Source organism: uncultured Bacteroides sp. (assembly GCF_910578895.1).
Taxonomy (GTDB): Bacteria; Bacteroidota; Bacteroidia; order Bacteroidales; family Bacteroidaceae; genus Bacteroides.
In genome coordinates, this window is record NZ_CAJTSC010000002.1 from 56,484 (window position 1) to 81,310 (window position 24,827).

14 protein-coding genes, 1 tRNA gene and 1 pseudogene are annotated in these 24,827 nt (G+C 42.9%); all 16 read right to left on the minus strand.

Going from position 1 to position 24,827, the window contains the following annotated elements:
* Positions 1-23: 23 nt before the first annotated feature.
* Entirely contained in the window at positions 24-1,490 is a 1,467-nt protein-coding gene (locus QZ327_RS01035; protein ID WP_294616380.1) for a pseudouridine synthase, read from the minus strand.
* Between the two features lie 117 nt (positions 1,491-1,607).
* Complete coding sequence (purB, locus tag QZ327_RS01040; protein ID WP_294616381.1) at positions 1,608-2,954, minus strand: adenylosuccinate lyase; 1,347 nt, start codon at positions 2,952-2,954, stop codon at positions 1,608-1,610.
* Positions 2,955-3,099: 145 nt separating this feature from the next.
* Positions 3,100-3,174 (minus strand) — tRNA-Val (locus tag QZ327_RS01045).
* A gap of 169 nt (positions 3,175-3,343) precedes the next feature.
* The gene (locus tag QZ327_RS01050; protein WP_294616382.1) at positions 3,344-3,991 is read right to left on the minus strand and encodes an HAD family phosphatase; all 648 of its coding nucleotides are present in this window, start codon (positions 3,989-3,991) and stop codon (positions 3,344-3,346) included.
* A gap of 186 nt (positions 3,992-4,177) precedes the next feature.
* Positions 4,178-7,405 carry a carbamoyl-phosphate synthase (glutamine-hydrolyzing) large subunit gene (carB, locus tag QZ327_RS01055; RefSeq protein WP_294616384.1) on the minus strand — a complete coding sequence of 1,076 codons (3,228 nt, stop codon included), beginning with the start codon at positions 7,403-7,405 and terminating at the stop codon, positions 4,178-4,180.
* A gap of 670 nt (positions 7,406-8,075) precedes the next feature.
* Entirely contained in the window at positions 8,076-9,290 is a 1,215-nt protein-coding gene (locus tag QZ327_RS01060) for an AGE family epimerase/isomerase (RefSeq protein ID WP_294616386.1), read from the minus strand.
* A gap of 13 nt (positions 9,291-9,303) precedes the next feature.
* Positions 9,304-10,686, minus strand: coding sequence for an MFS transporter (locus QZ327_RS01065; RefSeq protein ID WP_294616388.1), 1,383 nt, complete (start codon positions 10,684-10,686; stop codon positions 9,304-9,306).
* A 7-nt stretch (positions 10,687-10,693) separates the two neighbouring features.
* Positions 10,694-11,884, minus strand: coding sequence for a glycosidase (locus QZ327_RS01070; RefSeq protein WP_294616390.1), 1,191 nt, complete (start codon positions 11,882-11,884; stop codon positions 10,694-10,696).
* A 14-nt stretch (positions 11,885-11,898) separates the two neighbouring features.
* Entirely contained in the window at positions 11,899-13,011 is a 1,113-nt protein-coding gene (locus tag QZ327_RS01075; protein ID WP_294616392.1) for a glycoside hydrolase family 26 protein, read from the minus strand.
* 91 nt (positions 13,012-13,102) lie between these two features.
* A pseudogene (locus tag QZ327_RS01080) lies at positions 13,103-13,696 on the minus strand (uroporphyrinogen decarboxylase family protein).
* A 5-nt stretch (positions 13,697-13,701) separates the two neighbouring features.
* Positions 13,702-16,146, minus strand: coding sequence for a glycoside hydrolase family 3 N-terminal domain-containing protein (locus QZ327_RS01085; protein ID WP_294616394.1), 2,445 nt, complete (start codon positions 16,144-16,146; stop codon positions 13,702-13,704).
* On the minus strand, positions 16,143-17,441 hold the full coding sequence (locus QZ327_RS01090) for a cellulase family glycosylhydrolase (protein ID WP_294616396.1): 1,299 nt from the start codon (positions 17,439-17,441) through the stop codon (positions 16,143-16,145). The genes QZ327_RS01085 and QZ327_RS01090 overlap by 4 nt, the downstream gene beginning before the upstream one ends.
* 28 nt (positions 17,442-17,469) lie before the next feature.
* Positions 17,470-18,591: a glycoside hydrolase family 26 protein gene (locus QZ327_RS01095; RefSeq protein ID WP_294616398.1), complete on the minus strand. Its 1,122-nt coding sequence runs from the start codon at positions 18,589-18,591 to the stop codon at positions 17,470-17,472.
* Entirely contained in the window at positions 18,588-21,800 is a 3,213-nt protein-coding gene (locus tag QZ327_RS01100) for a carbohydrate-binding protein (RefSeq protein WP_366143335.1), read from the minus strand. Before QZ327_RS01100 ends, QZ327_RS01095 begins: the two co-directional genes overlap by 4 nt.
* Positions 21,800-23,590, minus strand: coding sequence for a hypothetical protein (locus tag QZ327_RS01105; RefSeq protein WP_294616402.1), 1,791 nt, complete (start codon positions 23,588-23,590; stop codon positions 21,800-21,802). Before QZ327_RS01105 ends, QZ327_RS01100 begins: the two co-directional genes overlap by 1 nt.
* 120 nt (positions 23,591-23,710) lie before the next feature.
* Complete coding sequence (locus QZ327_RS01110) at positions 23,711-24,817, minus strand: glycan-binding surface protein (RefSeq protein WP_294616403.1); 1,107 nt, start codon at positions 24,815-24,817, stop codon at positions 23,711-23,713.
* Positions 24,818-24,827 lie beyond the last annotated feature (10 nt).

The following is a 24,827-nucleotide window of genomic DNA, read 5'->3' on the forward strand; positions in this document are numbered from 1 at the left end:
ACAGTTATTATACTTATTATATATTATTCGAAAGACCCCATGCGCAGGAAGTTCACTTCTTGCTCCGAGAGATAACGCCACTCACCACGTCGCAAACCCTTCTTGGTCAAACCGGCAAAGAACACACGATCCAGTTTTACAACCTTGTATCCCAACGACTCGAAAATACGGCGCACAATACGGTTCTTGCCAGAGTGAATTTCGATACCCACTTCATCTTTCTTGAACTCATCCGCATAGCTGATGGCATCTGCATGAATTTCACCGTCATCCAACTGAATACCGGCTGCTATTTGTTCCATATCGGCTTTGGTCAGATTCTTATCCAAATGCACATGATATATCTTCTTCTTCAGATATTTGGGATGAGTCAGTTTAGAAGCCAAATCGCCATCGTTTGTAAGCAACAGCACCCCCGTAGTATTACGGTCCAAACGACCTACCGGATAGATGCGTTCGTCACAAGCACCTTTCACCAAATCCATTACAGTACGGCGTGCCTGCGGGTCATCGGAAGTGGTTACCGTATCTTTGGGTTTATTCAGCAGGACATATATCTTACGTTCAATGCTGACCGTCTGGTCATGGAACTTCACTTCATCGCCACGCTTAATCTTTGTACCCAATTCCGTTACCACTTCTCCGTTCACAGACACCACTCCTGCCGTAATAAATTCATCCGCTTCACGACGCGAACATACGCCGGCATTTGCTAGAAACTTATTCAAACGGATAGGCTCATTCGGATCTACAAACTGCTCCTTATACTCTATCTGCTTTTTCTTGCTATACTTGGCATTAGGATCGTAATCTGCCGTACGGCGAATAGGGCGGCTATAACTGTCCCTATTGCCATAAGGACGTTGAGGGCGGTCGCCATTCGAGTTATAACGCGCACGGAAAGGACGGTCGCCACCGGCATTGTTGCCATAAGGGCGTTGAGGACGATCGCCATTTTCACTATTAAATCTCGGACGATAAGGACGGTCACCACCGACATTATTACCATAAGTGCGTTGAGGACGATCACCGCCTTCATTGTTATAACGAGGACGAAAAGGACGGTCACCACCGGCATTGTTGCCATAAGGGCGTTGAGGACGATCGCCGCTTTCACTGTTATAGCGAGGACGGAAAGAACGGTCACCTCCGATGTTATTGCCATAAGGGCGTTGAGGGCGATCACCATTTTCACGGTTATAAGACGGACGATAAGGACGGTCGTTGTTATAAGGACGTTGAGGGCGATCACCATTCTCCGCATTCGAGTTAAAACGCGGACGGTAAGGACGGTCGCTGCTGTAAGCGCGTTGCGGACGGTCGCCGTTTTCACTATTAAATCTCGGACGATAAGGGCGGTCGCCATTTTCACGGTTATAAGACGGACGACCATAGCTACCCTCCCTGTTAAATTGGTTACCATCACGGCCGGCGCCCGAATTCTCCCCTACGGAAGAAGCATCACGCCACGTTTCATTTTCTATACTCATTGTTTTATTCGAATAAAATTAAACCTACTGGCCTCCCGGCCATTCTTCTTTATCTCTTAGCTTAAAAACAAATTCCAAATTAAAAAGTTGAATTCTCCCGGACTCTCCTGTCTTTGCTTAAACTCCCGTATATGTATGGGGAGTAATTACACGCAATTCTTTCTTTATATCCTCGCTTACGTTCAACCCTTCTATGAATTCCTTGATAGAAGCCTCTGTAATAGCCTGATTCGTACGGGTCAACGCTTTCAGCGCTTCATACGGATGTGGATATGCCTCGCGACGCAGAATTGTCTGGATGGCTTCGGCCACCACACTCCAGCAATCATCCAAATCACGGCAGATAGCCGGCTCGTTCAGCAACAACTTACGCAATCCTTTCAATGAACTCTGGATAGCAATAACAATATGCCCGAACGGAACACCCACGTTACGCAACACGGTAGAATCCGTCAAGTCGCGTTGCAGACGCGATACCGGCAACTTTACAGCCAAATGCTCCAAGATAGCGTTCGCTATGCCCAAATTGCCTTCGGCATTCTCAAAATCAATCGGGTTGACCTTATGCGGCATTGCGCTGGAGCCTACCTCACCCGCTTTAATCTTCTGTTTAAAATACTCCATAGAGATATATTGCCAGAAATCGCGGTTCATATCAATCATCACCGTATTAATGCGCTTCATCGCATCGAAGATGGCAGACAAGTTATCGTAATTGGAAATCTGCGTAGTGTACTCCTCACGCTCCAATCCCAACTTCTCCGCAACAAATTTATTACCGAAATCCTTCCAATCATATTCAGGATACGCCACATGATGCGCATTGTAATTTCCCGTAGCCCCACCGAACTTGGCAGTTATCGGGCAAACTTTCAATGCCGCCAGCTGACGTTCCAAGCGATATACAAACACCATCACTTCTTTCCCCAAACGAGTGGGAGAAGCCGGTTGTCCGTGCGTCTTGGCAAGCATAGGAATATCCGCCCACTCTTCTGCGTATGTACGGAGTTGCGCTATTAATTCTTCTATTTGGGGATAATATACCTGTTCCAAAGCCTCCTTTACCGATAAAGGAATAGAAGTATTATTTATATCTTGCGAAGTCAATCCGAAATGAATAAACTCTTTATAGTCATCCATTCCACCCAATTTATCAAATTCTTCCTTCAGGAAATATTCAACAGCCTTTACATCATGGTTAGTCACGCTCTCAATATCCTTGATGCGCACGGCATCGGCTTCGGAAAAATTACGGTAAATATTTCTCAAGGTTTCGAACACGCCCTTATCCGCCCCTTTCAACTGGGGCAAAGGCAATTCACACAAGGTTATGAAGTATTCCACTTCAACCTGTACACGGTATTTTATCAGTGCAAATTCTGAAAAATAGGCAGCTAAAGCATTTGTCTTGCCCCTATAGCGCCCATCAATCGGAGAGATTGCGGTAAGTAAATCAAGTTCCATACGTCGTATTTATGATAATTATCGGGCGGCAAAATTACTGCTTTTTTCCGAGTAATCAGGTATAAAGAAGAAATAAATTAAAGAAATGAAGCCTACAAAACGAAAATAGCTTCACATGTAGAATGTGAAGCTACCTAAACCATCGTGGGCGTTGACGGATTCGAACCGCCGACCCTCTGCTTGTAAGGCAGATGCTCTGAACCAGCTGAGCTAAACGCCCGTACACTTCCGTTTCAAAAGCGATGCAAAGGTACAGCTTATTTTGAGATTACCAAAACTTTTACCATTTATTTTTGAGTATTTTTTTCAACAAGCACAAACAACCACTGAATTTCAACCATTTAGCATCAAAACTTTTTTACGCCATTTTTTGGGAACAACAACGAAGTTCATCCGCAAACCCGCTCCAAGCTGTTGCATGTATCCAGCAATACAGTCAATTTTTCCATCCAGTCTTCACCAGAAGTCACATGTAGTCCATGTATGCCGAGTGTTTCCGCCGCTTTAACGTTTTTCAGGCTGTCGTCCACAAATACCGTCTCTTCCGCTTTCATTCCATCAGCGGCAAGTGCCTTGAGATAGATATCCGGATTAGGTTTATAGGCTTGCATCTCATAACTGCAAAACAACGTATCAAAATAATCGTCAATCGGTCTGCACTCGCCACTAAACGCGCTACTGCGGGTAAAAGCCATAATAAACGGATTGGTATTGCTAAGCAAGCATACATGATACTTTTTCCTTAGTTCCAACAGATCATGAAGCCGGTCTACCGGAACATCACGTATAAAGCCCAACCAGCAATATTGCGCCTCTTCCCAACTGACAGCCTCGCGTCCGACAGCCTCAGCCATTTTCCGGCAAAATCCGTTGGCATCAATTTTTCCCGTTTCCACATCCAAGAAGAAACCTCTCTGACCGTATTCGCCCATGTATTCGTCCGTATTCACCCCCATCGCTCGAAAACGGCGAAAAGCCTCTTCCGAATTTTGACGGAATATCACACCACCCATATCAAATAATATATTCTTTATCATACTGCAATGTTACGGTTTTTCGTTCTTATGCATAAAAAAAGTGTACCAAAACTTTTCCCACCACAGATTACACAGATTACCGGTATTGATAACCGATTATTCCAAATCCAACCTGTGTCAATTTGTATAATCTACGGTGAGTTTTGGTACACCTTAATTTATTATATATAAATACAGCCAATCAGCTTATTTATATTCCTGCCAACTCTTAATCTGTATATCCTCCATTTTCATCTCGCAGAACGCCTCTATGAAAGCACTTGCCAGACGGGCATTCGTAATCAACGGAATGTTATGGTCGATAGCACCACGACGGATTTTATAACCATTGGTCAGTTCGCGCTTAGAGTGGTTCTTCGGAATGTTCACAATCAGGTCGAACTTATGTTCGGCAATCATTGTCATCACATTGTTCTCCGCATCGGCACGCTCATCGGGCCAGAACACAGCTTCGGTGCTCACACCGTGCGCATTAAGGAATGCAGCAGTACCCGCCGTTGCATAGATTTTGTATCCTTTGGCAAAAAGCATGCGGCTCGCATCCAACAAATCCACTTTCGACTTCATGGCACCGGAAGAGAACATCACACCCTTCTCAGGAGACGGTATCTTGAAGCCGGTAGCAATCATGGAGTTCAGCAACGCTTCGGAGAAGTCATCACCAATACAGCCCACCTCACCGGTAGAAGACATATCCACACCCAACACCGGGTCTGCATTGTGCAGACGGGAGAATGAGAACTGAGAAGCTTTTACACCAATCCAGTCAATATCAAACGCCGACTTGTCCGGACGGGAGTAAGGAGCATCCAGCATAATCTTCGTGGCAGTTTCGATGAAGTTACGCTTCAACACCTTAGACACAAACGGGAAGCTGCGTGAAGCGCGCAGGTTACATTCGATAACCTTCACTTCGTTGTTGCGTGCCAGGAACTGGATGTTGAAAGGACCGGAGATATTGAGTTCCTTCGCAATCTGACGGCTGATTTTCTTGATACGGCGTGCCGTAGCGAAATAGATTTTCTGCGCCGGGAACACCAGCGTAGCGTCACCGGAGTGTACACCGGCAAACTCAACGTGCTCGGAGATGGCATATTCCACCACCTCACCGTTCTGTGCCACCGCATCGAATTCAATTTCTTTCGTATTCTGCAAGAACTGGGAAACCACAACCGGATACTCCTTAGAAACCTCAGCAGCCATTTTCAGGAAGTTCTCCAGTTCTTCTTCATCGTAGCATACGTTCATCGCGGCACCGGAGAGCACATACGATGGACGAACCAATACGGGATAACCCACCTTCTCAACAAATCCCTTTACGTCCTCCAGGCTGGTAAGCTCCTGCCAAGCCGGCTGGTCGATACCAAGCTGGTCAAGCATGGCGGAAAACTTATTACGGTTCTCTGCGCGGTCGATAGAGATAGGAGAAGTACCCAGCACCGGAACAGACTGGCGATGCAGCTTCATAGCCAGATTGTTAGGTATTTGTCCGCCTACGGATACGATTACACCGCGCGGCTGTTCGAGGTCGATAACATCGAGCACGCGCTCAAAGGAGAGCTCGTCGAAGTACAGGCGGTCGCACATATCGTAGTCGGTAGACACCGTTTCGGGGTTGTAGTTAATCATGATAGACTTGTAACCCAGCTTGCGTGCAGTCTGGATGGCATTCACCGAGCACCAGTCAAATTCTACCGAAGAACCGATACGGTAAGCGCCCGAGCCCAGCACCACCACCGATTTCTCGTTCTTATAATAGTTCACATCATACCCTTGCACGGCATACGTCATATAGAGGTAGTTTGTCAACTCCGGATGTTCGGAAGCAATGGTATTGATGCGTTTCACAGCCGGAAGAATGCCCAGTTCCTTACGGCGGGCACGCACCATAAGGTTCTCTTTCTCCATATTGCCTTCCGGAGTCAGCACGAAACGTGCAATTTGGAAGTCGGAGAAGCCGAGCACCTTTGCTTCGCGCAACACGTCAGCCGGAATGTCTTCCACCTTATTATATTGTGAAAGTTTATTTTTATAATCCACAATGTTCTTCAGCTTGCCGAGGAACCAGGGATCGATTTTTGTCAATTCAAAGATACGATCAATAGTGTATCCCTGCTCCAAAGCCTGAGCAATAGCAAACACACGCAAATCTGTAGGATGCGACAGTTCATGGTCCAGATTATCAAATTCCACACCATCGTTACCCACAAAGCCGTGCATACCTTGCCCTATCATACGCAATCCTTTCTGAATAATCTCCTCGAAAGAACGACCGATAGACATGATTTCGCCCACCGACTTCATGCTCGAACCGATTTCGCGAGACACACCCGCAAACTTCGTCAAGTCCCAACGCGGGATTTTGCAGATAAGATAATCCAACTGCGGAGCTTCGTAAGCGGAATTGGGAGTACCCATTTCGCCAATCTGATCAAGCGTATAACCCAGCGCAATCTTGGCCGCAACGAAAGCAAGCGGATAACCGGTGGCCTTGGATGCCAACGCAGAAGAACGCGACAGACGGGCATTCACCTCGATAACGCGGTAGTCGTTGGTTTCGGCATTGAACGCATATTGGATGTTACATTCACCCACGATGCCGAGGTGGCGGATACATTTGGTAGAAAGCTCCTGCAACATCTTCACCTGTTCGTCGGTAAGCGAGCAGGTCGGTGCAACCACGATAGATTCACCGGTATGGATGCCCAGCGGGTCGAAGTTCTCCATGCTTGCCACAGTGAAGCAGTGGTCGTTGGCATCGCGGATTACCTCGAATTCAATCTCCTTCCAGCCTTTCAGCGACTCCTCCACCAAAATTTGTTTGGAAAAAGCGAAAGAACTTTCGGCAAGCGTCAGGAATTCCTCTTCGTTGGTACAGATACCACTACCCAATCCGCCCAGCGCATACGCCGAACGTACCATTACCGGATAACCAATCTTGCGGGCAGCAGCAAGGGCATCTTCCATGCTCTCCACAGCTTGACTGACGGGAGTCTTCATCGCTATCTCGTCCAGCTTCTTCACAAAAAGATCGCGGTCTTCGGTGTACATGATAGCCTCTACCGAGGTACCCAGCACGCGTACGCCATACTTTTCCAGAATGCCGTTGGTATAGAGTTCCGCACCGCAGTTCAGTGCAGTCTGTCCGCCAAAAGCCAGCAAAATGCCGTCCGGTTGTTCTTTCTTGATAATCTCTTCCACAAAATAAGGAGTCACCGGCAAGAAATACACCTGATCGGCGATACCTTCCGATGTCTGGATTGTAGCAATGTTGGGGTTTACCAATACCGAACTTATTCCTTCTTCACGCAAAGCCTTCAACGCCTGCGAACCGGAATAATCAAACTCTCCGGCCTGACCGATCTTGAGCGCACCTGAGCCCAAAACAAGCACTTTCTTCAAATTCTTTTCCATATTCTATTATAAGTTACGAATTACAAGTTACGAACCACTCAGCTCTTTCACAAAAAAAATGCGTTACCCCGATTAAGGATTAACGCATTAACAAAGAACTAAAAATATCGTTTTCGGAAAAAAAGAAACCGACTACCAGCGAATGAAATTCATTCGAACGTAGGTTGTATGTACTTCTTTCCTGCGATTGCATAGTTATCTCTAAAATTTGTGCAAAGTAACGACTTATTTACGATTTGAGCAAATTAATCAAAGAAATAAATTTCTTATTCGAAAAGAGAGGGTCATTCATTTACAGGAGCCAAAGGAGTTGTCGCCCTTCTTCCTCTGACTCCTGATAAATCCCGTAAATAAAAGCCCCGTAGCTGACAGTTTCTTTTTCTCCCGGTGTTCCCACTTAATTGGGAACGTGTTCCCTGCATGGTGGGAACATATTCCCAATGAGGTGGGAACACATTCCCGGCAAGCTGGGAATAAAGTTCCACCCCGCAGGAAATGGCTGGCACTCGTATATCACTGACAATAAAACCCTTGCGGGGACATTTCGCCGACTCGTTCTTATCCGTTTGTTCTTCACCGGTCCGTTTCCGTTTCTCCGCTTCCGCCTGTCTGTTTGCGCTTGTCTGTTTGCGCGGTCTCCCCGGTCGTGATCCCCGGTATAGCTGCCGGCTTATAACTTTGAACGCCCTATATCAAAGGTGAAGCGTTCTATCATCTCCATACACATGCGTCCGTTATGATAGGGGCATTTCCAAAATCCGGCTTTGTCATCGATGGTATTTATCGTTCCGTCGGAACGAACGCTCCAATACCACTCTCCGTTTTCATAATCTATCAAGTGTTTCTTGATATACTCCCAACAACAGAAAGCTTTCCGCAAAGCTACCTCATCACCAAAATACTGATAGAGATTGATGTGTCCCACCACGTTTTCGGCCTGTACCCACCAATGGCAATCTCTGTCCGTCATGCCTTTGTCAGAAAAAGTCTCGTAAACCATGCTGCCTTCGGCTGTCGCCCCTTCATCTGCCGCAGCTGCGATATACTCAACCCAAGGCTCCACTTTTTCCAACAGCGCTTTGTCTCCCAAAACCAAAGCCGCCTCATGAAGCAACCAAGAAGTCTCAATATCATGTCCGTAAGATATGGTACGGCATTTACTCACCCAGTCGTCATCAAAAAAGAGTTCCAAATGCCCGGTGCGATGATTCAGTATTCTATCCATGAAAAGTTCAATCAAGTTACGTAGTTGCCCCTCAAGGCAAGCATCTTTCCATACCCGATAAAGATTTGTGTAAGATTCCAGAATATGCAAATGGGTATTCATGGTCTTGCGTTCATTCTCATCCTTGTCGCTAAGACGCATATCGGAGATTTCATCCCAATCGCGGGTGAAGGCTTCGCGATAGCCGTTCTTTACGGAATCGAAGCTATATTGTTCAATGCTTTTGAAGAGACGGATAGCATAATTCAACGCTTCCTCATTTCCGGTAGCACGGTAATACTCACTCAGACCGTAAATGGCAAAACCTAAAGCATAAATTTGCTTTTTGGTATCCAAGGGACGACCTGTATAATCAAGTGACCAATATATCCCATCCTGTTCTTTATCGTAAAACCGGTCTATAATGAAACGTTTGGCACGGGTAGCCATTTCCAAGTATTCGGGTTTCTTCAACAGACGGTAAGCCGACGAGAAAGTCCACAATATGCGGGCATTGAGTACGCCCCCTTTCACAGCCTGCGGCTCCAGTTTATCTGTTCCGGTGATACGGCCATAAAAACCTCCATATACTGAATCTGGCATCTTATTCGCCCAAAACGGAAGGATATTATCTTCCAGCACAGTACGCATTTCCTGCTGCATTCTGTTTAGTATATTCATACACATCATTGCCTTATAATTGTCTTTTACGTTCCAGCTCTGCTATTATATCTTTCATCTTCTTCTCGGTAAGCGGATACATACTAACGAAGATCACACTCAGTATTGTACCTATGGCCGGCAGGAAACTCAAAAACATCTTGATACCGCTAATCGCTTCTTCGCTTTGCACAGCATTTGCCTGGAAACCAAAGAACCCGAGCAACCAGCCGGTTACCGCCGTACCGATAGCCCAACCGAATTTCTGACTCATGGAAGAAGAGGAGAATATCAACCCTGTGGCTCGATTGCCGGTTTTCAGTTCCGAATAGTCGGCACAATCGGCATACATTGACCAAAGCAATGGAAAGATACTACCTGCACAGATACTGATTAATGCTTGAAACACAAATATCCATATCAAGTCTTCCTTGTCAAACCAATAGAAGATAACGCTAAGCACTGTAGCGATAACCATTGCCCACATATAAGTATTGCGTTTGCCGATGCGGTTACTGACGGGAGCGGCAGCTATCACGCCTATAATATTCGCAGCCTGCCCCAAAGCAAGGTATAGTCCGCTCAACACGAATGACATCCCGAAGAAAGAGACAGTTGCATAATCTTCCTCTACGACAAAATACTTAAAGTAATAGACAGTAGCACCATCACGAATAGAATTGAATACCAAAGCAGCCACACCCGCACCTAATAAAATCCACCAGGGCTTGTTTTTTAACAAATCTTCCAGGTCTTCTTTCAACGGATTTTGCACTTTTTTGATTGGCTTTACCCATTCTTTAGTCCAAGCAAAACAACCGAGGAATAGAACGACACATACTATGGCTATAACAACGACCGCCATGGTCCAACCGGTTTGTTGGTCGCCCAACTCTTTACTGTTACCACTAAAAAAGTTCACTAACGGCATAAACAGCAGCAAGGCTATGAAACTGCCAATGTAAGCAAAAACCATCCTATAGGCAGAAAGCGTATTGCGTTCTTTGGGGTTAGGGCTCATTACACCCAATAGGGAGGCGTAAGGCACGTTAATGGCAGAATATACCATCATCATCAAGGAGTAAGTGACGTAAGCATAGACCAGTTTACCCACCGGGTTCCAGTCCGGAGTGATAAAAGTCAGAATGCCGATAATGCCGAACGGAACAGCCAGCCATAGGAGATAAGGTCGGAACTTTCCCCAACGGGAACGGGTGCGGTCGGCTATTACTCCGACTATAGGGTCAAAAGCCGAATCCCAGATTCTTGTTATCAGGAACATGGTTCCCACCGCCGCTGCCGACAAGCCGAAGACGTCCGTGTAGAATATCATCAGATAGGTCCCAAACAGTTTCCAAAACATGGATGATGCCATATCTCCCAACCCGTAGCCTATTTTCTCCGTAAGTTTTGCCATACTATGTTTATTTAGAAACAGATTGTTGTTTCAATAGTTTTAGATTTCTGTCTATCAATCTCCTTAAAACACCTGCCGAAGCGGAAGAACTCAAGCCGTCGGCAGGAGTATTTATGCAGTAATCCACCAACTTATCGATGGTAGATGTTGCCACATGCATCCGTGTATCGGAAGAAGCATAATAGATAAATACCGTCCCGTCATCATCGACAATCCAACCGTTGGAGAAAAGTACATTGCTTACATCGCCTATGCGCTCCTCGCCTTCGGGTGCCATGAAGTAACCACCGGGAGCAGCTATCACCTTCGTGGGGTCTTCCAGTGCTGTCATATACATATAAAGCACATAACGCAATCCGGCGGCACAAGCCCGTACACCGTGTGCCAGGTGCAACCAACCTTTGGCGGTTTTGACAGGATGCGGTCCTTCGCCGTTCTTCACTTCCTTGATAGTATGATAATAGCGCCGGTCGATAATCTTTTCTTCTTTTATTTCTGCATGTGTCATATCATCTACCAATGCCCAGCCGATACCACCACCGCTTCCAGTATCAATAAAACCGTCTTGCGGACGGGTGTAAAGGGCGTATTTGCCATCAACAAATTCCGGATGAAGCACCACATTGCGTTGTTGGCTTCCGGTTTTCAAATCCGGCAAGCGCTCCCAACTTTTTAAATCTTTGGTACGGGCAATCGCTGCCGTAGCCGTAGCAGCGGACAAATCCCCCTCGGGAGCCGTATTATCATGGCGTTCGGCGCAGAAAATGCCGTATATCCATCCGTCCTCATGGGCAGTGACACGCATGTCGTAAATATTGGTTGCTGGAATAATGTCTTCGGGCATCGTTACCGGATAATCCCAAAAACGGAAATTATCAATACCGTTCGGACTCTCGGCTATGGCAAAGAATGATTTACGGTCAGCTCCCTCCACCCGGACCACTAATAAGTATTTATCGTTCCATTTTATGGCACCGGAATTCATTGTGGCGTTAATCCCGATACGTTCCATCAGATAGAGATTGCTTTTTTCATCCAAATCGTACCGCCAGAAAACAGGTGTATGTGCGGCTGTGAGCACAGGATGCTTATAGCGGGTGAAGATGCCGTTACCGTTCTCTACCGGCTCATTCTTTCTTGTAATCAGCTCTTCGTGTTCCTGAAAGAGTCTCTTTACCTTATCACTAAAAGTTTCCATATTGATAGTTTTTCTTATTTATATAAAGAGTTTACATCTGCCGCAAACAAGGTTTTAGGATGCTTATAGAATTCTACAAAATCATCAGCAGAAATCTGTCCCGGATAAGGGGCATAGAAATGAGTAACACGCTCACGGGCATTGCGCCATACCAATACATAAGCTATCGGATATTTCTCAATGGCAGGCAGCAAAGTTCCGGTCCACCATTTCGAATCGGAAATACCCTCATATCCGGTTTCAGTGATAGCAATTACTTTATTGTGTGCTTTACCGATACTATCTATAATGGCAAGCGATTTTTCAAGATTAGCAATATAACTATCACGATCGAATTGATAAGTATCGAAGCCGATTACATCAACCAGGTCATCTCCCGGATAACGATTCAGGTATTGTACAGTATCTTGTGGCTCGGAACCGGGGGAGTAAGCATAAAGAGCATTATTCACACCATCTTCACGAAGAATATCCACCGTCATTTGCCAAAGTGCTTTATATTCTTCGGGAGTACAAAGCTTCTCACCCCACCAGAACCAGCTACCTGTATGCTCGTGCCACGGTCGGAAAAGTACGGGGACTTTTACTCCATCCTCTGTCTGCAGAGAATTAATAAAGGCAGATACTTTACTTACCCAGCCGGTGAATTTCTCATGATTGCTTCCTCCAGGAAGAACAGACTTCACCACTGTTGTATCTGATACATCCCATGAATCCCCACCTGTCAGAGGATTACGCAAGTGCCAGCTCAAAGAAGACATTCCTCCTCTTTTATATTGGTTCAGTATTTCTTGACGAATCTTACTGAACGGAACATTATCCAGACTCACTGTATCACCCAGTTCTATATGTCCCAGATCGAAACTGATAACAGCGGGATAATCTCCGCACACGCTTTTTACGTCGGAGCGTCCCTCTTCGCCATCCCAACCTATACCATAGTTAGTATCATCATGATGTCCGAACATAATCCCTTTAGATGATACTTTTTTAAGGTTAGCAAGTAAATTCTCCGTTTCTGTTGTACGCATAGAAGACGAACTAAAATTTGACTGTTTCTGACCCGGTCCACATGCTACAAGAGCAGTAGTGACCAATGTTAACGCAATCCCTTTAAGTTTATTCATTTTTATACTATTTAGGTTCCCATTATTTTACACGACAAAGATAGCTGACCGTAAACGGATAAACTGATACAATTTTATCTCTTTTTTGTCTTTATCTGCCACACTCATTATTATATCTCTCCACTGCCTGATAAAAAGCTTCAATATTGGCAAATGGAACTTCCGGAGGGGTATCACAACCACTTGAAATTACAAAATTCGGATATGAAGATGTGCGATTCAGAAGTTCCTCTGTCTGACGGGTAACTACTCCCTGCGAGGCCATCTTGAAAATACCAACCGGATCCAGATTACCCATAACCAGTACATCTGCTGGACAAACTTTCAGCGCTTCTACCATATCAGCCTTATTTCCAAAATGATATCCTTTAGCAGCGGTTTTCAACATGGCAGGAGTACAATGTCCTGTATTACCACAGTTATGAAGAATCACTGCAAACGAATCATCTTGTACCTCTTCAAATGAGATCAACAAACGGCCTGTAACCGTAGGAACCTCATGTTCACTCATACAGAGTTAGCTCCCGAAAACTTCAGCTTCTACAGTCAGGTCCATAATGGCAGTACATGCCATAGCCTGGGGAAAGCGCTCATTCAAAGCATGAATAGCTTGGAAATAAACTTCACCATCGGTCACTGCATCCAGTACTTTCTTACCTAATAATTCAATACCCGGATGGATCATGATATTTACATTTTAAAAGTATATCTTTTGGTTATCTCAATTTCTTTTTGCTGATAAATTTGTTCAGAAGAACCACCAAGCATCAATGTAAAACGACCGGGTTCTACAGCCCACTCTTCATTTTGCATATAGAGTGCCAGTGATTTCTTATCTAACCGGAATGTTATTTCCTTTGTCTCACCAACTTTCAAATGTATCCGTTGAAATCCACATAACTGCTTAAAAGGAGTAGTAAAGCTGGCCACTTCATCACGAAGATAAAGTTGAACGACCTCATCTCCATCCCGTGAACCTTCATTCCGTACCTTCACTGAAATATTTACCAGGCAGCTATCTTCTGCTTCTACAACCTCCGCCCTCAAATCCGAATAATTGAAAGATGTATAGCTGAGTCCATAACCAAAAGGATAGCGAGGTATACCCTCTTCTTCTATGTATTTACTACGATTTCCTTTCCGTTTTGTATTATAATATACCGGAAGCTGTCCCACAGAGCGTGGTACTGAAATAGTCAAGCGTCCGGCTGGATTATAATCACCGAACAATACATCGGCAACTGCATTTCCTCCTTGCATCCCCGGATACCAGGCGTCAACGATAGCATCGACTTCTGCTTCAATACCTTCCAGTAATAAGGGGCGCCCTTTAATCAATACCAATACAATAGGTTTATTTAATTTTCCCACTTCTCGTATCAGTTCCCGTTGTCTTCCCAGCAACTCAAGAGTAGAACGGTCATAGCCCTCTCCACTCTCCATATCACTGATATGACTATCAGAGACTTTTGCTGCACCCGTTTCTTCATACTTTGAAGAAAAATCACGGGCACTGGAACCACCCATCACCATTACAACCACATCCGACTGCCGGACTGCTTCTATTGCTTCCTGAAAACCCGATTTAGAAGAATCACGCACAGCACACCCTTTAGCATATATAATATGTGTATCATTGGAAACTTTCTGACGGATACCATCCAATACCGTAACTACCGAAGACTCACTTTGAGGTGCCGTATAATCTCCCAGCATATTGTATATATTATCAGCATTCGGACCAATAACCGCAATAGTCTTCATCTTTTTATTCAAAGGGAGCAACTCATTCTTATTCTTTAATAAAATGATGGATTGACGAGCTACTTCACGAGCCAATTCCAGATGTTCTGTTGATGCCACGACTTGTTCCGGTTCCCGCTCATCAACAAAAGGATGATCAAATAAACCCATATGGAACTTTAGAGCAAGTATCCGGCTGACAGCTTTATTAATCACAACCTCCTGCACATCTCCCCTTTTTACGGCATTTACCAATTGTCCGGCATAAACATTTGTTCCTAAATCACTATCCACACCCGCATTTACAGCTTTCACTGCAGCCTCATAATCCGTATCTGCAACTCCATGTTCCCGAAGCCCTCCGATTGCATAAAGATCAGAAACGACAAAACCTTTAAACTGCCAACGTTCTTTCAATAATCCGGTTAATAAATTAGAATTAGCAGTACAAGGAATACCATCGATTTCATTATAGGAACTCATCACAGACAATGCTCCGGCAGCAACAGCTTCCCGGAAAGGGGGATAAATAGCTTCTTCCATTTCCCGATTACCAACATGGGCACTTCCTCCATTATGTCCGCCTTCTGTCCAGCCATAAGCAGCAAAATGTTTTAAAGTAGCGATTACTTTACCTTTAGTCCTTGGAAACTCACCTTGGAAACCTTTTACTAAAGCAGCCCCCATCACGCCATTGAGATAAGCATCCTCACCATACGTTTCTTCTACCCTGGACCAGCGGGGATCACGGGCCAAATCAAGTACCGGACCATAACCGATATGCGCTCCCTGTGCACTTGCCTCAGTAGCAATAGCACGCCCCATTCTTCTGATTAACTCAGGATTCCAGGTACTGGCCTGCCCAATAGACGTCGGAAATACAGTTGTTCCGATAGCCATGTGTCCATGCGGACACTCTTCTGCCAAAAACAGGGGAATTCCTAAACGCCCATGTTCAATTGCATATTTTTGAAGCATATTTGAAGCCTTGGCTGCCAATGCAGGAGTTAACCCGGTAGTCAACGTACGTTGTGTCCACGGATCAGCACGCATAAATCCCCAAAGCGAACCAGTGTGATACTCTTCAATCTCCCGAACCAATTGCTCAGTCAGACGAATTGTATTCCCTTGGCGCTCATACATCGGCCATCCTAAAGAAGTAAGCATCTGGCCGACTTTCTCTTCTATAGTCATCTGAGAGAGTAAAGCACGGACACGTTCTTCTACTACAAGAGTAGGATTCTCATAGATATCAAGATAACCGTTCTTATTCAAATCATAGTAGGATATTCCTGTTTTTTTATCTTTCTTCGGCTTAATATCATCTGCTCCTATTAACTGTCCAGATACCATCAAGCCTAACAAAACTAAGCATATGACTTTCTTTTTCATTTCATCTGAGTGATTTGGTTTATTTCATTCACAATATCCGCAACAAGCTTCACTGTAGTGTCGGTATCATATACAGAATTCAACCCCTGCTCTTCTTGTCCCGGGTCCCCCATATAGTCATCTCCCTTTTGCCAGAAAAGATGTTGTGGTTGTGCAAATCCTCCCCAAGCCCAGAAGTTGCATCCTTGAAATACACTTTTTTGCATAGCATGCTCTTTTACTATTTCAAAAATTTCTTCATAGTACCGGTCTCTCAGAACTGTAGAACTCTTCCTATCAAACATCACGCTATCTCTCGGCAGTCCAAATTCTTCAAGTACTAACGGTTTATTCATTTTTTGTGCTTCCGCAACATGCACATCGATATATTCACGAGTATTTGCAATGGCTTTATCTAAGGTTCCCGGAATATCAGTCTTATCTATCCACCCCCAATTATTCGGCCAGATGTGGATCGTTGAATAATCTATATTGATATCCTGATGGAGTTTCACCCACAAACCCAAATCTCCTTCACAACCTGCCATACCTTCCGAACCAACGGAGATCAAGTGATTAGGGTCAATAGACTTAATAAGTGCAGCACATTCAGCTATCCATTTAGCAAAACTCTCCTTATTTCCCTCACCAAACGGACGGGGCTCATTACCTATCTGCCATGCCATGATAGCCGGATCATCACTGTATTTCAGCTTAGTATAGCGGTTGACACGACTCACCACCTGACGTACATGATTCTCAAATAATTTATGGGCTTTCTCTGATTTTGCATACTGGGCAACATAGTTTGAAAAAGTATTCCATCCTGCCACTTTAGGCATAGGTACTTCACCATGACCACTCCAATAGAGGTATTGTGAATATCCTCCGGACCACTCCCAACTGTTATTTAAGAACAGTACGGCGTGCATACCTCTTTTGCCCAACTCCGACAGGAAGAAATCTAAGCCATCAAAAATAGTATCATTATACACACCGGGAGCCGTTTGAAGCGCCGGTTCTGCTTTTGTCATAATTCCATCTATCCCATCTGCGCCAACTAATACACGCAAATTAGTAATACCATTGGCTTTCATGAAATCAAGTTCTTTAAGCAGGCGTTCCCGATTACCGCCTTGCCCCTGTGATCCTAATATAGCGGCATACCAGAAATTAGTGCCGATATAATAATACGGTTTATCATTGATAGAGAAACGTCCATCAACAATCTTCACAAAATTATCTGTTTGCGTAGGTGCTTTCACACATGCTCCCAACAACAGAAGAGTGAAAAAGAGAATACTTATCTGTTTCATGGCTATTTGTTTTTTCTATAATATTATTTCATTTTGTCAGAACATAAAAATCCGGTGCTTCATCAGCAAATAAAATCAAAGAGACTTCTTTAAACTGATAAAAATCCGATGCAGCAGGATGTCCTTTATAAGGAGCAAAACCTGACCAGGTACACAAATAATTCAACTCTACTCCTTCAAAATATAAAATATTCAGTAGTTGTGAATACCATAAAGAGTCTCTAGTCTGCGTTCCAGTCTCAGTAATAGCAGACAGCTTATTATGTTCCTTGGCATATTTAGTCAGAATGCGAGATTTTAATACGACTAAACTTGTATCTCCACCATCCGGTCTAAAATCCCAATAATTATCCATACCTACTACATCCACATACTCATCTCCCGGATAGCACTCCAAAAACTCCTTTTCAGTCGTAAATCCACAATCAGGAGAAAATGCATATAAAAAGTTATGTACTTGCAGAGAATCCCTTAAATAGGTGACAGTAAAACGGTAGAGTTCTTTGAACTCTTCTACTGTACAATGGTTCCTTCCCCACCAAAACCAATTTCCATCAAACTCATGCCAAGGCCGAAAAATAATAGGAATCAGTTCACCGGCATGATTCTTAGCATTATGGGCAAAGTCTGCAATAATCTTCAAATCGCTTTTAAATGTTTCATGACGTGATCCGCCAGGAAGAATATGTTTCACCACCTGCGTAGTATCATAGAAATTATTCCCCGTAACCGGATTATAGTAATGCCAGCAAAAAGTGAGCACATTTCCACGCTCATAAGCAGCATAAAATTTACTCTTGATATAATCCAGATTTTTCGTCTCCCAACTGACCGGATTCGTGAAATGCAGAAAATCAAAACTGGCCATGGCCGGATAAGCCCCTGTCACATCATAAGCATCACAACGATTCTGTTCATCACGCCAACGGCTGGTATCTGAATCAAATCCATCCATTTCATAATTGTGTTGTCCATATACTACATACTTTCCGGTCATTTGCTTCAGATTATGAAACAGAATAGCAGTTAAGTCGGTAGCGTGTTTATCCACTAAGCCTAATCTGGTATCTTCCAAAATACGCTGACGAGAAGAGGTACATGCAGAAACTCCACATAGAGCAATCACTATATAAAAATATACTCTTTTCATTTATAATCTATTTTAATGATTTCAGAAGCATTACTTTCCATATCATCACTGCTAACGGCCGTCACACGATAAAAGTAAGTTCCTTTCAAAGAAGTGCCGTCCAAATCTATCCCATTATCATAAAAAGAAGTTGTCTGTCCTCCTACAAATGTTATAAAGGAAGAAGCATCCGTTGCAAAATCAGAAGATTTACTACGATAAATCCGATACATATCCACATCAGGATTTTTTTCCCACTTTAACCGATTACCGGCAGTGAGTCTTACAACCGGAGAAGGTGATTTATTACTTCCACTGCCCGTCACAATAATTGTATGGAGTCGTGCAGGTGCGTCTGCCGGATACATAGCCACATTACGGGAATCAGAGGCAGTAATATAATATTCCATTCCTTGAATAGAAAACTCTTCAGCAGGAACAGTTACCGCAAAAGCAGCTCTTATTCTATGTTTAAACGGTATCTGCTTCCACTCTTTACAACCTATAGTACGATAATGAAGCACAGCAGAAAGATCTTCAACAGAACGATTATCAACCATAGACAGTTTTATGTTAACATCATGTCCCTGAGCAACCGAAGTCACTGGAGAAGGATTTACAATCACAGGAGCCTCATTATCGGCATCACCAGCTAAGCAATAATACGGAATACTAGCAAGACTTCTATTTCCATCCGTATCAATCACATATACTGTATAAGAGGCTTTTCCATTAAATGCATCGACATATTGATTAGCACTGACAGGTAGTGATGCAATTTCCTTACCATCCCGGCACACAACAAAAATGTCTGCCCCCGGTTCTTCATTACGCCATGTCACCAACGCTCCATTTTGCGTTCCTTTAGCAGTAACATGGGAAGGAGCTTTCACTCTTTGGTATTTACGTAATTTATTTATCTTCTCTACGTAATTCTGCTGTACAAAACGGTTCTGTGTACTCATAATATTTCCAAAAGATGAAATGTCATCAATACGGTACAAGAAACTACGAGCCCAACTATCCATTTGACCCGGCAAATCAGTCCATTGGTATTTCTCAAACTCAGAATTTAGTGCAATATGGTGTTTAGCACCTGCAATACGTGCACGTAAATAAGACAAACGTTTCTTCTGCCCTAAATTAGTAACCACAGCCATGCAACTATCAATCGTATTCAATTGCCTTTCAGCCAATTTATTAGCCTGTATTATATCGTTGAAAGGATGAAAACTAACATATAGAGAATAAATTCCTTTATCTATTTTAACTGGAACAGTCAAGCTTTTCCATGCCTGCCACCCTTCTGTGTTTTTCACATCAATCGAAGCAATAATAGGTCCATCAAGCTTCCCTATCGAAATAGTAATAGTACCTCCATTTGAGGCAGAAGCAACTCTGAGGGATATGAAAGAAACATCATCTTTAAAATGAACTTGATCATATTTCAACCAATCACCAGCCATTATATAACCTACACATTCCCCTCCCTCATCGCTTGGCGCATTTTTTGTTCCTTTCTTTTCCTGAAAGTTTACTGCATCTATCTTCATAAGTTCACCATGTTTTCCGGCAAAGGATAACGACTGAATATTCATTAAAGGATAAGTATTTACAACTTCATTAAAACCCGGTGTCGCCTGACACTCTGCAAAATCTGTAGCAAATGGTTCATTTTGATTTATAATGGCAGTAATCGGTTTGGCAACAGACTCTCCATAATTTGTTTTAGCATAGTCTCCATAAACTTTTTCCGAAGAGTTCAATTCTTCAGCTTCATACCAAGGTGCTTTACTTATATACCACATTTTAGGAGAAACCGCATCCGTTAAACGCCAAGTTAAAGCATAAAATCCTTTCATATTCTCCGAAGCTTTCTCATAAGCATGAATTGTTTCTGATAAATCCACATTGTAAGGATAATAATATTGTGAACTACTCCAATCTCTCTCTAACCATGGACATCCCCAATATTCACGCTCTCCATATATATTCCCCGATTCAAACGCTGCGGAATAATAAGATATCGGAGCACAAATAACATCTTTCGGTAGGCGAGCAACAGATTCCGCCGTTATTCCCCAACCTGATACAACAATGTGAGTTGACGGTGAAAGCCGCTTCATATCTTCATAAAAACCATCAAAAACCCTCTGCCATTTAGCATAGAAAACGGAATCTTTGCTCCCCTCTGATTGAAAACAGAACAAATAGTCCAAATATGGATATTGCTTGGCCAACTGTGCCGTTTGCGCGGCAATTACACCGCGTTCATCGGCAGATACTTGATATTCAGGAAGAATCACATCAATGTCAAGTCCTAATCCAATCTTTACTCCGCGCTGATGTGCATAATCTATCACCTTACGAAAAACGGTTTCACCTTTTTCTTTTATCTGACTATTAGTCAATGTCTCATTATGAAGTCCATAATCTGCTCCAAAATCATAATCATCATAAATGTCAGAAGCCCCAAAACGGTATTCATCAATATCCCATCCCGGACACAACCAACCATGTCCTGTTTTTATAGTCGGCATCCACCCTCTGGATAAATAACCATTATATTCAAAATTATGAAAAGTTTCATTATGCCCGCAAAAACCATTATAATTATGAATCATAATAAAATTCATACGCATTTTTGCCGCTTGATCAATAACATACCTCCAATCATTCCAGGAATAAATAGTAGCTGATTGCGGGAAATTGGTCCATGGAAGAAATCCTCTAATACGCATTTGAGGAGTACGTACATCGTTTATCACAGGAAGGTGACCTCTCATTCTTTTTTCAGGCAAGATATCACCACTCATATAAAAACGCACTCCCAAATGATCCTCGAGTAAGCCATATACTCCATAAAGTAACCCACAAGGATCTGTTCCGGCAATCAATAAAATACGACGACCTGCATTCTTTACTGTTTGAAGTATATACCCTTGTTCTCCTGGCTTCTCTTTTAACTTAAGTATACCTTTCTTTTGCCAATCATCCACTAATGGATTATCTAATGTGGTTAATATAAAATCTGATTTTAGATTTGCCAAGGCTGTCCTCTCGATATTCAAAAGTTTACCGGATAGCTGATAATAGTATCTCTGCAGTTCCGATGCTGCATAGTTTTCTAATGAGGCTCCACTACCTATTTGTAAAATTTGTGCTTGAACAGGTAGCACTAAAACAGCTATCAGACAATATCCTAATAAATATTTCTTCCAATCTTTCATCATCTCTTCAATTTTGTTTCAAGATAAGACTTCAAATCATTGTATTCTCTCCATAAACGCTGGTTTAAAGAGCTTAACACACCTAATTCTCCACGAGAATGAACTCTTTGCATATAAGTCTCAAACATATCTTTCACCGGAGCCGCCATAAGGCTACGATAAGCCTCTTCATATTCTTCGAACGAACTGGCCGCAACGCCCTGTCTGTCATTCTTCTTAAGAATAAATGCAGGCATCATAGCTTTATCAACCTCTCCCAATAGCAATTCAAAACGGAACATTACCATGAAACGTTGCAAATTATCTCGCTGGCTGCCCTCTGTTTTTTTCAGTACCTGTTCAGCAGTCCGAATCAAACTTTCCCGCAGTTTCACATTTTGATCATCCAATAATCCCCATTCAGGAGTGAAGGCATAAAATTCTGGCGAGGGAACATTCCATTGTATTTGTTTAATATCCATTTGTGCCAACAGAGGAGCCAATAGTTTTGCAGCCTTATTACCCATATCCTCAGTCAGATATTCTTCATATAACTGTTCTACAGTCTTGTTGTCTGTCTTATTTGAGGCAAAATGAGCAAATGTTCTAAAATTAAAACGAGGCTCTTCCGTACGCCAGTGAATAGCAATCACCCCATCCAGATTCTGCTTTGCAGCAAGTTTCACATGGTCACGCATCATTTCTACACGTGGTTGAAAATGCCAAAGCTGATGATCTCCCTCCAACCAAGGTACTGCCCACACAGTTCTGTTCTTAGCTATATCAGACAAGAATTCAGGTTGTGGACTTTTTCCTAAATCAGGATTTAAACAACTGAATATAATATCCTTTGGCAGAGCTCTGTCCAGTCCTTTCAATAAGGAAGGTAATTGATGACCACCTCCCCATCCTCCAAGAATTACTTTTGCATTCGAACCCTTAGATTTCAAATAGTCCGATGTCAATTTCATATATTCAAGTGCCCAAACTCCGACAAAACGGGCTGCACTATCAGCTGCCTCTTTAAAATAACCTTGTCCGGCGTTATATGCTTCAGCAAAAGAAGCATTCTCTAAAGCTTTCTCTATATTCACTCCCATAAATGAGTGTTCATTCAACCATAACCAGACATAATCAATATCAGGATAAGTTTCCAAAACATTATCAAGTGCTGCATAATGTATCTCTATCGTTATCCGGCTTTTTGGATTCGGAATCATGTTAGACTCCCCAGGCCAGTAAAAACAGTCGCCCGCTACATTCAAAGAAAAATATTCAGGAGGAATTACTCCAAATTCAAATCCCATTGCCATACGTATACCACGTTCATGAGCCATGCTCAAAACATCACGCATCAACGTCTGCGACTTCTCATAATGCTCTCGTGGAGTAGAAGAAGTTACAGAAGCATCACTACCAAAAGCCTCCGCACCTTCCGGCAAAGAAAATACACGGTCAGTACCGAAAGCATAATCTTTCACTTTCATGGGTAAATACCCCCAACGTGCAGTAAGAGAATTATCAAAACAAGCTTGAGGAAGAATATCCTTATATTCTATCTTGATCATCGGTTCCACATAAGTGGCATAACGTTCACCCCCACCGGTATAATTATGAAATCCAATAAAATTAATACCATATTGCTGACATTCGTCCAGATAATCCCGATAGTCTTCCAAATTCCAGCCCGTAGGACCTGAAAGAAAGTTATGCCAAGGAAGCACTCCTCTAATATTAAATTTCTCTTGTGGCAACAAACTGACAGGTAAACATAATAGGATAAATATATATTGGATTTTTCGTATCATCATTCAAGCTTTTTTAAAGGATAAAAGAGAGGTAGCTCGTTTTTCATAACTGCCTCTCTTTTGAAATTATACTCTCATCTGAAAAACTGTTCTTTTAACCTTATAAAAGGATATAGCCAGTACTTAGTCTTTAGGCACAATACGGAAATTGTCAAAACAAATATCGGTATCTTCCGCAAGGCTGTTACCCATTATCTGTAACATACCATCAGCAGGAACATCCCCTTTCCAAACTTCACTCAAATCAATACTAATTGTCTGCCATTCACCATTTGTTTTAAAAGCAAGTCCTGAAGCAAAAGGTTCCCAATCATAGTTTATTTGTGAAAAATAGAAACGAATCTTCCGTTTACTTAATGCAGTCAAAGTATTTACTTCAAACTTTAATTGATAATTGTCTTGGTTTGCCTTCACATCATCCCAATAATTAACTCCTACTTGAGCTATCGCAACGGTCCCACTCCACTCTAAATCCCCAGCATCTTCTTTGGATATCTTAAAATGAGAATAATTTTTTGTAATTGGCGCAGGGATTGGTCCATCACTCACATAGGCATTACCTCCCCAACCTGTAAATGGGTCATAATCACATAACATATTTCCTCTCTCATAATATCTACCAGGAACCACTCTTTCACCAGCTATCGGACTAACAATTTTAATTTTCATACCAGCTATAGCATCCCCCGGCAAGTTAAAATAAAGAGTATCTTGTACAGCTCGTATAATCTCCATTTCTTCATCACCAAAAAAAAGCTGTCCTCTTTCCGTTGTTATCTCATACAAATCAAAAAAGTCACCCACAATTTTCATGACTCCCCCAGCAGGAGCAAATTCATTGTACATACCATCGACTTTCAAATCTGGGATAAAAACAGAAAGAGGTGTAGTTACCGTTTCACTATCTGTTGATAATGTTATCACATTATTCACCTTTTGAGGTATTACCCTAGGAATCGAAAACGTAATTTCATTAGATGTTATATAGGCTTCTAACATATTTACTGGAACATCATTCACCGAAATAGATGTAACAGCATTCAACCCAGTACCTTGCACAATAATATATTGTGCAAGATTAGCTTTATCAATAGCTTCCTTACGGTCAGTCACCGTAGACACCTTTGCTACACTTAAGGGAGCAATCGCTTCATCATCATCAGAGCAGGATGAGAATGCACCACACCCTAATATCGCCAAAACTAATAAAGTATATTTTAATGTTTTCATTGTTTCTTCA

Excerpts from the sequence above, each read along its gene's own strand:
- QZ327_RS01085 (WP_294616394.1), bottom strand. The coding sequence starts at position 16,146 with ATGAAAAAGAAAGTCATATGCTTAGTTTTGTTAGGCTTGATGGTATCT.
- QZ327_RS01110 (WP_294616403.1), bottom strand. The coding sequence starts at position 24,817 with ATGAAAACATTAAAATATACTTTATTAGTTTTGGCGATATTAGGGTGT.
- QZ327_RS01105 (WP_294616402.1), bottom strand. The coding sequence starts at position 23,590 with ATGATGATACGAAAAATCCAATATATATTTATCCTATTATGTTTACCT.
- QZ327_RS01095 (WP_294616398.1), bottom strand. The coding sequence starts at position 18,591 with ATGAAAAGAGTATATTTTTATATAGTGATTGCTCTATGTGGAGTTTCT.
- QZ327_RS01060 (WP_294616386.1), bottom strand. The coding sequence starts at position 9,290 with ATGAATATACTAAACAGAATGCAGCAGGAAATGCGTACTGTGCTGGAA.
- QZ327_RS01050 (WP_294616382.1), bottom strand. The coding sequence starts at position 3,991 with ATGATAAAGAATATATTATTTGATATGGGTGGTGTGATATTCCGTCAA.
- carB (WP_294616384.1), bottom strand. The coding sequence starts at position 7,405 with ATGGAAAAGAATTTGAAGAAAGTGCTTGTTTTGGGCTCAGGTGCGCTC.
- QZ327_RS01075 (WP_294616392.1), bottom strand. The coding sequence starts at position 13,011 with ATGAATAAACTTAAAGGGATTGCGTTAACATTGGTCACTACTGCTCTT.
- QZ327_RS01090 (WP_294616396.1), bottom strand. The coding sequence starts at position 17,441 with ATGAAACAGATAAGTATTCTCTTTTTCACTCTTCTGTTGTTGGGAGCA.
- purB (WP_294616381.1), bottom strand. The coding sequence starts at position 2,954 with ATGGAACTTGATTTACTTACCGCAATCTCTCCGATTGATGGGCGCTAT.
- QZ327_RS01100 (WP_366143335.1), bottom strand. The coding sequence starts at position 21,800 with ATGAAAGATTGGAAGAAATATTTATTAGGATATTGTCTGATAGCTGTT.
- QZ327_RS01065 (WP_294616388.1), bottom strand. The coding sequence starts at position 10,686 with ATGGCAAAACTTACGGAGAAAATAGGCTACGGGTTGGGAGATATGGCA.
- QZ327_RS01035 (WP_294616380.1), bottom strand. The coding sequence starts at position 1,490 with ATGAGTATAGAAAATGAAACGTGGCGTGATGCTTCTTCCGTAGGGGAG.
- QZ327_RS01070 (WP_294616390.1), bottom strand. The coding sequence starts at position 11,884 with ATGGAAACTTTTAGTGATAAGGTAAAGAGACTCTTTCAGGAACACGAA.